The organism is Geminicoccus sp., assembly GCF_036263595.1.
GTDB lineage: Bacteria > Pseudomonadota > Alphaproteobacteria > Geminicoccales > Geminicoccaceae > Geminicoccus.
Genome location: NZ_DATAGQ010000093.1, coordinates 90,137 through 103,809 on the forward strand (window position 1 = coordinate 90,137; position 13,673 = coordinate 103,809).

The window sequence follows — 13,673 nt, forward strand, 5'->3', positions numbered from 1 at the left end:
GAGCCTTTGGAAGGGCGGGCGGGATGGGGAGCGGGTGGGATGGCCGAGCCGGCCGTTCGCGTCAAGCGCGGTCCCGGAGCAGGGCGGTCAACTCCTTCGGCCGGACGGCACGCACGATCGTCACCATGGCGAAGAAGCCGAGTGCCGCCACCAGGATGGCGCTACCGAGTGCAATGGGGTCGCCCAGACGGCCCAGCTCCTCGAAGGCCTGCGCCCCCAGCGACCCGCAGACCGCCGCGCAGGCAAGCATGCTTGCCGCCCGCTGCTTGGTACGCCTGGAAAAGGCCCGCTCCTCGATCGCGCCCAGCCGCCAGGACAAGACGAGGAGGTTAGCCCAGCTGCCCAGGCTGGCTGCGATCGCCAGCCCCAGATGCTCCAGGCTCGACAGCATGGCGAGCCCTGCGCCGAGGTTGACCACCAGGGCCGCCGCGGCACCCAGTAGCGGCGTGCGCATGTCGCCGCGCGCGAAGAAGGTGGCCGCCAGGATCCGGACGAGCACGGCCGCCGGCAGTCCCAGGGCGCAGGCCTGCAGGGCCGTCGCCGTGGCGGCCGTGGCGGCAAGATCGAACGCACCCCGGCCGAACAGGATCTGGACGATCGGCAGCGCGAGCGCGGTCAAGCCGGCCGCTGCCGGCAGGGTCAAGAGCAGGGCGACCTCGACCGCCTGGTTGCGCATGGCCTTTGCTTCCTCGAACCGCCCCTCGGCCAAGCGACGCGCCACCAGCGGCAGGAGGGCCGTCGAGATTGCGACGCCGATCAGGCCCAGAGGCAGCTGGGCCAGCCGGTCGGCGAAGTAGAGGAACGAGACGGCGCCGGGGGCCAGGGCTGTTGCCATGATCGTCACGATCACGACGTTGATCTGGTAGATTCCCGCACTGGCCAGTCCCGGCAGGATCCGCCGGCCAAGCAGGCGGATGCGACGGTCGCGGAGGTCGAAGCGGGGAACGACCGGCACGCCCGCCATGCGGCAGGCAAGGAGGAGTGCTGCCAACTGCAGGATGCCGGCGATCGGCAAGGCCAGCGCCAGGACCGGCACCACCATGGCCGGTGCGCCATCGGCCAGAAGCAGCGCCGCGATGAGGACGAGGTTCAGGATCACCGGCACCAGGGCCGGCAGGGCGAAGCTGCCGGCCACGTTCAGCACACCCGCCAGGAGGGCTGCGAGCGAGATGAACCAGACGTAAGGGAAGGTGCGGCGCGTCAACTCGATCGCGAGATCACGCCGCGGATCGAATATGTCGAAGCCGGGTGCCAGCAGGCCGATCAACAGCGGCATCGCGACGAGAGCCAGGCCCGTGAGCGCCAGGAGGGCGAGGCTCAGCACGGTCATCGCCCTGCCGGCAAGCGCCAGGGCCGAACTCGTGCCCTCCTCGACCTGCACCTGGCTGAACAAGGGCACGAAGGCCGCCGAGAAGGCGCCCTCGGCGAACAGCCGGCGCAGCAGGTTCGGGATCTTCAGGGCGATCAGGAAGGCATCCGCAGCCACGCCGGCTCCCAGCGCCTGCGCCATCAGCACGTCGCGCAGGAAGCCCAGGACGCGGGAGGCGAGGGTGGAAGCGGCCACGACCGTCGATGCGCGCAACCAGCTCAAGCAAAGAATCCGATCAGGTCAGGCTCAGGGCCTCGGTCAGGAGCTTGTGCACCTTCAACGTCTTGCTCCGCACGGTGACCTTCATGCCGAACACGTCCTTGACGTAGAACACGTCGACGACCCGCTCGCCATAGGTGCTGATATGAGCTGAGCTGATCACCAGGCCGGACTCCATGAGCGCCTTGGCCAGATCGAACAGGAGACCGGGGCGATCGCGGCCATTCACCTCGATCACGGTATGGGTGCGGCTGGCATTGTTGTCGATGAGCACGCGCGGCTCGACCCTGAACACGTCGGCGCGCGCTGGCAGCGTGCGCCGCCCGGCCAGCGCCTTCTCCAGCCAGATCTCGCCGGACAGGGTCTTGATCAGGTTCGAGCGGATCCGCTCGAACCGTTCCGGGTCGTCGACCGCCATCTGCCGGTCGGCGTCCTGGAAGCCCAGCGTGTCCAGCGCGGTGCCGTCGGTCGTCGTGAAGATATGCGCGTCGACGATGCTGGCGCCGCCCAGGGCAATCGCGCCGGCGACCTTCATGAAGAGGCCCGGATGGTCGGGCGCGTAGAGGAGCAGCTCGGAACGAGCCCGGAACTTGTCGACCCGGAAGTCGATGCCGATCGGCATCGACTGGCTCTCGGTCCGCCGGATCAGCTCCGCATGGCGGATCAGTTCCTCCGTGGTGAAGCCCAGCCAGTAGCGTGGGTCGTGCCGCGCGATATGGCGATCGATGCGTTCGCGCGTCCACCAGCCGTCGGGCGACGCCAGCAGCGCCTTTTCAAGCTCCGACTTGGCTTGGTTGACCCGTATACCACGCCGGCCGCGCGGGTCGCCCGACTGCAGGGCCGCCTCGGCCTCGTGATGAAGCTCGCGCAGCAGCTGGCCCTTCCAGCCGTTCCACACGGTCGGCCCCACGGCGCGGATGTCGCACACGGTCATGACGAGCAGCAGCTTGAGCCGCTCAGGCGACTGCACGACCTCCACGAAGTCCTGGATCGTCTTCGGGTCTTCCAGGTCCCGGCGGAATGCCGTGTCGCTCATGAGCAGGTGGTTCCTGACCAGCCAGACCACCGTCTCGGCTTCCTCCGGCTCCAGGCCGAAGCGCGGGCAGAGGGCTGCGGCGATCATCGCGCCCACCTCGGCGTGCCGGCCACCACGACCCTTGCCGATGTCGTGCAGGAACAGCGCCACGAACAGGGCGCGCCGGGACAGGAGCTTCGGGATCAGTTCGGTCGCGAGCGGCAGGTCGGCGGCCAGCTTGCCGTCCTCGATCTGCCGCAGGATGTCGATGGCGCGGATCGTGTGCTCGTCGGTCGTGTAGACGTGATACAGGTTGTGCTGCATCTGGGCGACGATCCGACCGAAGTCCGGCACGAACCGCCCGAGCACGCCGGCATCGTTCATCCGGCCGAGCGCCCCTGCCGGGTCCTTGCGCGAGGTCAGGATGTCCAAGAACAGCCTGTTCGCATGCGGATCCTCGCGCAGCCTCGCGTCGATCCTGGTCAGCGCGTGGCTCAGCGCGCTGATGGTCGACGGGTGGATGTCCAGTTCGCGCGCATCGGCGATCTGGAACAGCTGCAGGATCCGGATAGGCTCCCGTTGAAACAGCTTCGGGTCTTCCACCACCAGGCGGTTGCCCTGGATGACGAAGCCGTCGACCCGCTTTCTGGTCAAGCCGAAGCGCGGCAGCGCGAACTTGGGGCGCCGGCGATGCTGCTCTTCCAGCGTGCTGCACACGACCCTGGTCAGGTTGCCGACTTCGCGCGCCGCCAGATAGTAGCGCTTCATGAACCGCTCCACGCCCTTTGAGCGTATGCGGGCGCGAAAGCCCATGCGCTGGGCGATCTCTGGCTGGACGTCGACGGTCAGGCGGTCCTCCGTGCGCCCACTCAGCCAATGCAGGTGGCAGCGGACGGCGAGTAGGAATGTCTTGGACCGCTTGAAGGAGGCCAGGTCCCGTCGGGCGAGCAGCCCGCCCTGGAGCAGGGCGGAGAGGTCGGACGTTCCGTAGACGAAACGCACCAGCCAGCCCAGGGTATGAAGGTCGCGCAGGCCACCCTTGCCCTCCTTGATGTTCGGCTCCAGCAGATAGCGGCTGTCGCCGACACGCTGGTGCCGTTCGTCGCGTTCGGCGAGCTTGGCCTCGATGAAGGCCGCCTCATGTCCCTGCACGACGTCCTTGCGGTAGCGGTCGCGCAGGTCCCGCGCTGTCCGCTCGTCGCCCCAAAGCGGCCGCGATTCGAGCAGGGCCGTCGAGACCGACAGGTCCTGCTGGGCCAGCTTCAAGCATTCCGGAATCGAGCGGGTGGCATGGCCCACCTTCAGCCCGAGGTCCCACAGCCGGTAGAGCAGGAACTCGGCCATCTGCTCGGCGAGCGGCGTACGCTTGTAGGGTACCAGGAAGAGGAGATCGATGTCGGAGTTCGGGCAGAGCTCGCTGCGCCCGTAGCCGCCCACCGCCAGGACAGCGAACTCCTCGGCCTTGCTGGGGTTGGGTGCCGGGTAGAGGTGGTCGCTGGCCAAGTCCAGGATTCCCTGGATCAGGCCGTCCATCACGGCGGACAGGGCGGCGACCGTGTCGTCTGCCGAGCCACCTGCCTCGAAGCGCTCGCGGATCGTCTGCCGAGCACACTGATGGATGCGCTTGAGCCCGCTCAGCAGGCCCGGGAAGTCCTTGATCCCCTTGGGCACCAGAGCACGCACGGCCGAACGGATCTCATCGGCCGTCGGCAAGGTTGGAGGTTCAGTGCGCAGCGTGCTAGGCGCAACTCGCCCCTGATCGGGCTCCGGCCTGCCCAGGCTGTCCGGAATCGATCCATTGCCGTGTCCTACAGCCGGAAAACCGGTGCCCGCCTCCAAACCGCCCTACCTTCCATCGATGTCGCCGCATCCTTGCGCGGCTTACCCCGTCGCACGCGCGGGCGAAAGCCCAGCCACCGGAGCCTGTCCGCATGGCTGAGTTCTTCGCCATGGGTGGCTACGCGGCATATGTATGGTCCGCGTTCGGTTTCACCATCCTGGTGCTGGCAGGCCTATGGCTTCTGTCGTGGCGCAAGATGCGCCGCAAGGAGGCTGAAGTGGAGGCCCTGCGTACCCGCCTGCGTGCCCAGCGTCCCGCCCGCCAGCCAGGCGTCATCCGGGCACGCCGGGACAGCACGCCCGGAGCGGAAGGCTAGCTCGACGACGCCTGTGCCGAGGGCTCAGGCGAAGTGGTCGCGCAGCTTGTAGTACGCCAGAGACGGCGCCAGGAACCATGGCCGGCCATGGTAGAGTGGCCTGGTCTGGAACGCGAGCGGGTCCATCTCGCTGGCTCCCTCGACCTTGCCGAGGATCTTCAAGGCCGCCTTGTGCCCATAGAACGTCGCCCGCGGCACGCCGTTGCCGCAGTAGCCCATGGCATGGTGGATGCCGTCATGGGTGCCGACATGGGGCAGGTGGTCGAAGGTGAAGGCCACGAAGCCCATCCAGCTATGGGTGACCTTCACGTCCTTCAGTTCCGGCCAGACCCGCACCATCGCTGCATGCAGCCTGGGCGCGCTGACGCTGCCGTCCGTCTCGCTCAACGCCACGCGGCCGCCGAACAGGATGCGCTTTTGATCGGGCGAGGGCCGGTAGTAGTAGACGACCTTGCGGGTCTCGTGGAGCATCCGGCCCTTGGGGCAGATCCGCGCCATCACCGCCGGGTCGATCTCCTCGGTCGCGATGATGTAGGAGCCGATCGGGATGATCCGCCGACGCCACCAGGGGGTGGCGTCGCTGGTATAGCCATTGGTGGCGAGCACCACGTCGCGCGCCGAAATGGTTCGTCCAGCCAGGCGCACCGCGAAGCTCTGGCCGTCCCGCTCGATTCCTTGGACCCGTTGCCCAGTGAACAGCGCGGCACCGGCCCCGACCGCACGATCGAGGAGACCGCGATGGTAGAGCATCGGATCGAGCGCGCCACCGCCGGGGAACAGGATCGCGCCATGGAACGCATCGGAGCCGACCTCCCGGCGCTGCTCGCTCTTCGGGATGACCTGGGCCTCGATCCCGAACCGCTTCTGCTCCTCTTCAGCCGCCTTGGCCGCAGGTGCGAACCGACCGGGGGCATGCGCGCACAGCAGGTGGCCGCTGGTCTCGAAGCTGCAGTCGATGTGCTCGTCTTGGATCAGCCGGACGAGATAGTCGTAGGCGGCATGACCCTCTCGCTTCAGCCAGGTCGCCTTCTCCTCGCCATAGGTCTCGCTGAGCTCGGCGAAGGACGGCCCGAAGCGTGGGCCGACCTGGCCGCCATTGCGGGTGCTGCAGCCAAAGCCTGGCTGCTCGGAGTCCAGGACGACCACCTGACGGCCGCCGCGCGCGAGCGTCAGGGCAGCCGAGAGCCCGGTAAACCCGCTGCCGACCACCACCACATCAGCCTTGTCCGGCGGGCTGCCCCCCGTGACGGCAGGTGCGGCGGCGTCATGGCCTTCCCACCAGTAGGAGGTGAATTTGGCGCCCGGCGCCAGGACGGATTGAGCCATGATGTCGTGCCGTGCTTCTTGCAGCTGGGGGTTGGCCGGTTCAGGCCTTGGCGGCCGGCCGTTCGGCGGCCCGCTCGACGAAGATGAACAGGATCACCGCGACCAGCGAGATGCCGATCAGCAGGGTGGAGATCGCGGCGATGGTGGGGTCGACCTGGTCGCGCAGCGACATGAACATCATCCGGGTCAGCACGGTGTTCGACCCACCCGCGACCAGGAGGCCGATCACCACCTCGTCCAGCGAGCTGACGAAGGCGAACAGCGCGCCCGCCATGACCGACATCTTCACCTGCGGCAGCACCACGTCGACGATCGCGCGCAGGCGCGAGGCGCCGAGGCTGCGCGCGGCGTTCTCCAGGTTGCGGTCGAACCGGCTGAGGCCGGCCACCACCGTCGTGACGACGAACGGGATGGCCAGGGCCACATGCGCCAGCACGACACCGGCGAAGGTGTCGACCAGACCGAGCTGGATGTAGAAGAAGAACACCCCGATCGCGAGCAGGATCACCGGCATGAGCTGCGGGGAGAGCAGGAGGCCCATGAGCGCGTTGCGCGGCCAGCCGTTCAGCTTGTCGATGCAGTAGGCCCCGGCAAAGCCGATGGGCGTCGCGATGATCACCGTGGCCACCGCTGCCAGCAGCGAGGTGCGCGTGGCCGCCATCCATTCGATCGAGCCGAAATAGGCGTCGTACCAGCGCAGCGACCAGGCCTGGGGCGGGAATTCCAGGTAGGTCGCGGCCGAAAAGCTCATCGGGATGACGATGAACACCGGCACCAGCAGGAAGACGAGCACCGCGGTTGCCAGCGTGCCCAGCCAGATCCTGGTCATGAGCGCAGCCTCCGCGGCACCATCCATTGGGTGGCCAGAAAACAGGCCAGCACCAGGACCAGCAGCACGACGCCAAGCGCGCTGGATGCCCCCCACTCGCTGTACATCGTGACGTTCTGCTGGATCTTCATCGAGATGGTCGTGACGTTGCCGCCGCCGAGGAGCTGCGGGGTCACGTAGAAGCCGAGGCACAGGACGAAGGAGAGCAGGGCGCCGGCCATGATCCCTGGCATCGCGAGCGGCAGAAAGATGCCCCAGAACGCCCGGGCCGAGCTGGCCCCCAGGCTGCGCGCCGCCTTGACCATGTCCGGATCGATCTGCCGCATCGCCGAGTAGAGCGGGAAGATGAAGAAGGGCAGCATGATGTGCACCATGCCGATCGTCGTGCCGCTGAAGCTGTTCGCCATGCGCAAGGGGCGGTCGATGACGCCCAGCTCTAGGAGCCAGGTATTGATCAGTCCCTTGCGCTGCAGGAGCACCATCCAGGCATAGGTGCGCACCAGCAGCGAGGTCCAGAACGGGATCGCCACGCAGGCCAGCATGATCGTCGCCACCATCGGCGGCTGGCGGACGATGACATAGGTGGTGGGGATGCCCAGCGCGACCACGATCCCCGTCACCAGCAGGCTCAGCAGCAGCGTGTCGCTGAGGATGCTGGCATAGCTGGCGTTCTCCAGCATCCGCTCGTAATGCACGAGCGAGAAGGCGCCCGCCTCGAAGAACGAGAGGATGGCCAGCCACAGGAACGGCAGCAGCACCACCAGCGTGACCAGCACGGCCGGCAGGGCGAACGGCCAGTAGCGCGGCTTGAGTGGTTGGACCTGCCGGGCTTCGGCCAGGGCGGCCGGCCGGGCGGCGACCGTGCCCATCACGGCCGGTCGTCCTCGACGACGATCGCATCCTCCTCGTGCAGGGCCAGGCGGATCGGGCTGCCCTCTGGCGGGATCGTGGCGAGGGTGGTGCGCCGCGTGCCGCGCTGCAGGCGGACCATCTGGCCGTTCGGCAACCGGGCGAACACGATCACGAGGTCGCCCTGGAACAGGATCTCGCCGACGGTCGCGTCGACATAGAACGACCCGGGCTCGCGGAACCCGGCCGGCACGATCTCGAGCTTTTCCGGCCGGATCACCAGGAGCGGGCGCTGGCGCCCTTGCATGTGCTGCCGCCGGAATGCGTCGCTCACCTGCGCGTCGATGGTGCCTGTTCCCGCACCATGCAACGGGAGGAAATTCGAGTTGCCGATGAAGTCGGCGACGAAGCGGGTCTTCGGCTGCTCGTAGATGTCACGCGGGCTGTCCTTCTGGACGATCCGTCCCCTGTCCATGACCACCACCTGGTCGGCCAGGGTCAGCGCCTCCTTCTGGTCATGGGTCACGTAGACGATGGTGCGGCCCAGGCTCTGGTGGAGGTGCTTCAGCTCGATCTGCATCTCCTCGCGCAGCTTCTTGTCCAGGGCGGACAAGGGCTCGTCCATCAGGATGATGCGCGGCTCGAACACGATGGCGCGCGCCACCGCGATGCGCTGGCGCTGCCCGCCGGACAGCTCGTGGATCCGGCGGGCACCATAGCCGTCCATCTGCACGGCCTGAAGCGCCCGCTTCACCCGCGCATCCCGCTGCGCACCGGCAATCTTCCGCAATTTCAGGGGATAAGCGATATTTTCCTCAACCGACATGTGAGGAAAAAGCGCGTAGTTCTGGAAGACGACGCCGATGTCCCGCTTGTTCGGTTCGAGGTCCAGGATCTCCTGGTCGTCGATCCGGATGCTGCCCCGGTCGGGATGAGAGAAGCCCGCGATGCTCATGAGCAAGGTGGTCTTGCCCGAGCCCGAGGGGCCCAGCAGCGTAATGAACTGGCCGGCCGGGATGTCGATCGACACGTCGGACAAGGCGGCGAAGGCGCCGTAGCTCTTGGAAAGACCGCGGATCGTGATCGACGATGCCATGCCGGACCGGCTCGCTGCTGTGGTGGCCAAGGGCGGGAGCGGCGGGCTGCGCGACGGCCGCCCTACTGCTGCTTGAAGTTCTGCCAGCGCTCCATCATGGCGGCGCCGTTCTCGCCCCACCAGGCCACGTCCAGCACGATCTGCTTGGCCGCGTTCTCCGGCGAGGAATTGATCTTGGCCTTGAGCTCGTCGGTCAGGACGGGCTGGTCGAAGGCCTTCTGGTTGATGGGCCCATAGGCGATGTGCAGGGGCAGGAGGGCCTGCTGCTCGGGCGCGATGAACATGCCCAGCGCCTTCATCGCCAGGTCCTTGTTCGGCGCCCCCTTCGGCACGACGAAGCAGTCGGCCATCAGGATGCCCTGGTCGAAGCTGTAGTCCGCCTTCGCACCGTCCTTCATCGCCGCGGCAATCCGCCCATTCCAGATCTGGATCAGGTCGACCTCGCCGTCCTTGATGAGCTGCGCCGACTGCGCACCGGAACTCCACCAGACCGTGATGTCCGGCTTCAGCTCTTCCAGCTTCTTGAAGGCGCGCTCGACGTCGAGCGGATAGAGCTGGTCGGGTGGCACGCCGTCGGCGAGCAGGGCCGCTTCCAGGTTGCCGCGCGGATGGTCATAGATCCCCCGGTCGCCCGGGAACTTCTCGGTGTCGAAGAAGTCAGCCCAGCTCTTGGGCAAGTTGCCGTCCTGCCCGATCGCATCGGTGTTCCAGGCCATCACCGTGGAATAATAGAGGTTTGCCACCCAGTCCGGGCCGACCAGCTTGGGGTCGATGCCGGACGTGTCGACCACGCTCGTATCGAGCGGCTCAAACAGCCCTTCCTTGCTGCCGATCGCGCATTCCTCGGCCGCGGTGTTGGCGATGTCCCAGATGACCGACTTGCTCTGCACCTGCACCCGGATCTCCGGGATGCCATTGGTGGTCGCTTCCTTGATCGTGATACCGAGCTTCTTGGCCGTCGGGTCGAAGAACGCGGCACGCTGAGCGTCCTGATAGATGCCGCCGCCCGATGCGACAGTGATCTCGTCGGCCAAGGCAGTAGTCGCAAGGAGACAGCCCAGTAGACCGGGCAGCAGACGCATCAGCTTCATAGGGCTCTCCGTGCAAAATGGCTGAGGTCGGTACGTTTCCGTTCGCGAGACGACTAGTGTTTGACCAGGCTCATGCTTTTTGCTGCCTCTGGACGGCAGAGGGAGCGTTGCGTGAAGGGATCTGATTTCAGCCATCGATTTCAGGAGCCGGCGGGGTCTGTGTCAAGCCCGCCGCCCAGCTCGCGACAGATTCGTGACGACGGCAGGGCAGCATCATTTCGTTGTTGACTTAATTAAGCAGAAAACGAAACATCGGCACATGAACAGCCTGACTGCATTGGCCGACCCGACCAGGCGGCAGATCGTCGAGCTTCTCAGCCAGGGCGAGCGTGCCGCGGGTGAGATCACCGAGCGGTTCGCGCTGAGCGCGCCCGCCATCTCGCAGCATCTGAAGGTCCTGCGCGAGGCCGGTCTCGTCGTGATGCGGGTCGAGGGGCAGCGCCGGATCTACCGGCTGGATCCCGAGGGGCTGCGCGAGATCGACGGCTGGCTCGGGAAGGTCAGGAGGTTCTGGAGCGAAAGCCTCGACGGCCTGGAGCGGGGACTCCGGGAAGCGGCGGCAAAAGACCAACAGAGGAAGACGTCATGAGCGATCACGGCATCGTCGTCGATTCCGGTACCGTGCGTTTCGAGCGCCTGCTCCCCGGCCCGATCGAGCGGATCTGGGACTATCTCACCCAGTCGGAGAAGCGTGCGACTTGGCTGGCAGGCGGCCCCATGGAGCTCCGCAAGGATGGCAAGGTCGAGCTGACCTGGCACAATTCCGATCTGTCGGGCTGCCAGGAGGAGCCTCCCGAGAAGTTCGCCGCCCACGAGGGCATCACGACCTACGGCCATGTGACGCGCTGTGAACCGCCATACGCGCTCAGCTACACATGGGAGGAGGGCAGCGGCAGGGACTCCGAGGTGACCTTCGAGCTCTCGCCGAAGGACGAACTCGTCCAGCTCGTCCTGACCCATCGCCGCCTGGGCAGCCAAGCCACGAAGGTCGGCGTCGCCGGCGGCTGGCATACCCATCTGGGCATCCTCGCCGACCGGCTGGAAGGCCGTCCCCCGCGGCCGTTCTGGGCCACCTACGCCCAGGCCGAGGCCGACTACGAGCACCGGCTGGCCGCGGCCTGAACGCTGTTCCAATCCGAATCGTAATGCTCCGACCACTCGTCGGCGCATGCAGGCTCGCCTAGTTGACGTCGCGGCGCCATGCTTGAATGAACGCATGGCCGCACGTCCGCTGGGGGAGCCCGCCCGTATGATCGAGGCGATGTCCCCCTTCCGAACCGGGCTCCTGCGGGGCCTGACCGCCGGCAGAGGATTTTCGCCGCCCATGCTGTTCCGACCGTTGCTGCTCGCCCTGGCCCTCCTGCTCATCGCGCAGGCCCAGCCGTCCGCGCAGACGGCGCCTGCCGCGCCAGAGGTTCAGAGCGTTCCCCCGGTCGACATAGGGTCCATCGACAACACGCTGCGTCTCCTCAAGGACGAGCGCAGCCGCTCGGCCATGATCGCGGAACTGGAGAGCCTGCGCGCATCCCTGTCGGTCACGGCCGAGAACGGCCAGCGGTCGCCTGCGGCCGGTGCGGTGCCGCCCGAGCAGCCGGCGTCCGCCCAGGACGCGCCACCGACCGGGGAGGTGGACCGGGCCGCGCCGCCCGCTGTGGCCCCGGTACCGACGCCGGCGCCGGAACCTGCACCCGCCAAGCCGGCACCGGCGGAAGCAGCGCCTGCACCTGACGAGCAGGTCATCCTGACCGAAGGCGGGCTGATGGGAGCCGTGACCTCCTGGATCGGCGATGTCGGCGAGCGCCTGCCGCAGGCAGCGCTGGGCGCACCGATCGAGCAGAAGCTCGACCTCGCCACCCAGCAGATCGGATCCCGGCTGACCGACCAGAACAACTGGCTGGAGCTTCGGACCTTCGGGATCAAGGCGGCGGCGGGCTGGGCCATCGCCTTCCTGGTCGGCTATGGCTTGTGGACCCTGCCATGGCTGCGGGCGCGCACGAAAGTGCATCGGCGCAGCCGCGGTCTGGCCCTGCTGCGCGACGTGGCGGTCCGGACCCTGTTCGGCCTGATCCCGCTCGTCGCATCGGCGGTCATCCTCGTCGCATGGCCCTCGCTCGCCGGCATGTCGCCATTCGCTGGCGAGGCCTTTGCCCTGCTGGCCGTACCCTTCTGGTTTGCGCTGCTGGGCAGCCGGCTGTTCCATCACCTCCTGGAGTTCCTGGGGTCCTCGCGCGGCTGGCGGCTGGTGGGCTACGCGCAAAAGCGCCTGACGCCATGGATCACCCGGCTCGTGTTCATCGCGATGGTGAGCGTCGTGCTGCGCAACCCGGTGCTTCGAAGCCTGGTCGGCATCGCCACGGCCGACGTCGCCTCCTTCCTGGTGGACCTGCTCTTCAACTTCGTCGCTCTCCTGTTCGTGCTCAAACACCGGTTCGCGGTGCGAGGCCTGCTCGTGAAGGGCAAGCTCAGCCGCGAGGTCGAAGGAAAATACGGGCCGTTCGAGACGGCGCTGATCCGGCTGGGCAAGCGCTGGCACGTGCTGGCGATCGTCTTCATCGTCCTGAACGTGGTAGCCCGCCTGTTCGGCACCAGCAGCCAGGGCTTCGTCCTGCAGGCCTGCGTGTCGGTCGTGTTCTTGATCGCCGGCAGCACGCTGGCTGCGTGGATCAGGACCCATGCCAGCCGAGCGGGCGAGCGCCTGAAGCTGCGCCGCACCTCCACCCGGGGTGCCATCATGAGCAGGGTGGTCCGCCTTGTGGCGATCGTCGCGCAGGCCGCCATCATCATCGCTGTGCTGCTGCTCTGCCTGCGCCTGTGGGGCATGGACTTCGCCGGCTGGTTCAGGACCGAGCCGGGTCTCACCATCCTGCGCTCCTTCAGCGCCATCGCCGGGGCCCTGCTCGCCTCCTGGGCGACCTGGATCATCCTGGACAGCTGGATCGACCATGCGCTCACGCCGGTCGACCATTATGGCCGGCCGCGACCGCAATCCAACCGCGTGAAGACCCTGCTGCCGCTGCTGCGCAACTTCGCGTTCGTGACGATCTCGGTACTGACCGCCATCGCGGTACTGGCCAATCTGGGCGTGAACGTCGCCCCGCTGCTCGCTGGTGCCGGTGTCGTCGGTCTGGCCATCGGCTTCGGCTCGCAGCAGCTGGTCCAGGACGTCATCACCGGCCTGTTCATCCTGCTGGAGGACACGATTGCGATCGGCGACGTGATCGACACGGGCGACCGGGCGGGCGTGGTCGAGGCCCTGACCATCCGCACGGTGCGCATCCGTGACGGCGAGGGCGCCCTGCACTCGATCCCGTTCTCGTCGATCAAGGCGCTGAAGAACCGCTCGCGCGACTTCGGCGTCTACACGCTCACGGTCACGATCGACCATCACGCCAATGTGCAAAAGGCCCTGGATGCGATGCGGGAGGTGGGGGCGAGCCTCGTCCACGACCCACAGTTCGCCCACCTGATCCTCCTGCCGCTGGACGTGTGGGGGGTGGACGCGTTCATGCCCGAAGGCATCGTGCTCAAGGGGGCCATCCGCACCCGGCCGCTGGAGCAGTGGGGCGTCGGCCGCGAGTTGAACCGCCGCCTGAAGCAGCGCCTGGACGAACTCGGGATCGAGCTGGCCCACCGCAACCTGGAATTGCCGGACAGGCTGCCATCGGCCGCTTGAGCGGGGACAGGGCAATCGCCGGCCATTGATCCAGGTCAATGCATTGTCGA

The 13,673-nt window shown here is 67.2% G+C and carries 11 protein-coding genes; 4 read left to right on the forward strand and 7 right to left on the reverse strand.

Going from position 1 to position 13,673, the window contains the following annotated elements:
• Window positions 1–61: 61 nt before the first annotated feature.
• Both murJ and VHL31_RS08225 read right to left on the reverse strand, forming a co-directional pair.
• On the reverse strand, window positions 62–1,591 hold the full coding sequence (gene murJ, locus VHL31_RS08220; protein ID WP_329660724.1) for a murein biosynthesis integral membrane protein MurJ: 1,530 nt from the start codon (window positions 1,589–1,591) through the stop codon (window positions 62–64).
• A 13-nt stretch (window positions 1,592–1,604) separates the two neighbouring features.
• On the reverse strand, window positions 1,605–4,316 hold the full coding sequence (locus VHL31_RS08225) for a [protein-PII] uridylyltransferase (protein WP_329660725.1): 2,712 nt from the start codon (window positions 4,314–4,316) through the stop codon (window positions 1,605–1,607).
• 218 nt (window positions 4,317–4,534) lie between these two features.
• Between VHL31_RS08225 and ccmD the strand changes: the two genes are divergently transcribed.
• On the forward strand, window positions 4,535–4,759 hold the full coding sequence (gene ccmD, locus VHL31_RS08230; protein ID WP_329660726.1) for a heme exporter protein CcmD: 225 nt from the start codon (window positions 4,535–4,537) through the stop codon (window positions 4,757–4,759).
• Between the two features lie 24 nt (window positions 4,760–4,783).
• Here ccmD and VHL31_RS08235 read toward each other — a convergent pair whose 3' ends face one another.
• The 5 genes from VHL31_RS08235 to VHL31_RS08255 form a co-directional block, all read right to left on the reverse strand.
• On the reverse strand, window positions 4,784–6,085 hold the full coding sequence (locus VHL31_RS08235; RefSeq protein WP_329660727.1) for an FAD-binding oxidoreductase: 1,302 nt from the start codon (window positions 6,083–6,085) through the stop codon (window positions 4,784–4,786).
• 40 nt (window positions 6,086–6,125) lie between these two features.
• Window positions 6,126–6,914, reverse strand: coding sequence for an ABC transporter permease (locus VHL31_RS08240; protein WP_329660728.1), 789 nt, complete (start codon window positions 6,912–6,914; stop codon window positions 6,126–6,128).
• Window positions 6,911–7,783 (reverse strand): ABC transporter permease, encoded by an 873-nt coding sequence (locus VHL31_RS08245; protein WP_329660756.1) that lies wholly within the window; start codon window positions 7,781–7,783, stop codon window positions 6,911–6,913. The genes VHL31_RS08240 and VHL31_RS08245 overlap by 4 nt, the downstream gene beginning before the upstream one ends.
• Complete coding sequence (locus VHL31_RS08250) at window positions 7,783–8,859, reverse strand: ABC transporter ATP-binding protein (RefSeq protein WP_329660729.1); 1,077 nt, start codon at window positions 8,857–8,859, stop codon at window positions 7,783–7,785. The genes VHL31_RS08245 and VHL31_RS08250 overlap by 1 nt, the downstream gene beginning before the upstream one ends.
• A gap of 62 nt (window positions 8,860–8,921) precedes the next feature.
• A complete protein-coding gene (locus VHL31_RS08255) occupies window positions 8,922–9,950 on the reverse strand; it encodes an ABC transporter substrate-binding protein (protein WP_329660730.1) in 1,029 nt (342 codons plus the stop codon).
• Between the two features lie 259 nt (window positions 9,951–10,209).
• On the opposite strand from VHL31_RS08255, the gene VHL31_RS08260 reads away from it, so the two are divergent.
• The 3 genes from VHL31_RS08260 (at window position 10,210) to VHL31_RS08270 (ending at window position 13,623) form a co-directional block, all read left to right on the forward strand.
• Window positions 10,210–10,539: a metalloregulator ArsR/SmtB family transcription factor gene (locus tag VHL31_RS08260; RefSeq protein WP_329660731.1), complete on the forward strand. Its 330-nt coding sequence runs from the start codon at window positions 10,210–10,212 to the stop codon at window positions 10,537–10,539.
• Complete coding sequence (locus VHL31_RS08265) at window positions 10,536–11,072, forward strand: SRPBCC family protein (protein ID WP_329660732.1); 537 nt, start codon at window positions 10,536–10,538, stop codon at window positions 11,070–11,072. Before VHL31_RS08260 ends, VHL31_RS08265 begins: the two co-directional genes overlap by 4 nt.
• A 94-nt stretch (window positions 11,073–11,166) precedes the next feature.
• Complete coding sequence (locus VHL31_RS08270) at window positions 11,167–13,623, forward strand: mechanosensitive ion channel family protein (protein ID WP_329660733.1); 2,457 nt, start codon at window positions 11,167–11,169, stop codon at window positions 13,621–13,623.
• Window positions 13,624–13,673 lie beyond the last annotated feature (50 nt).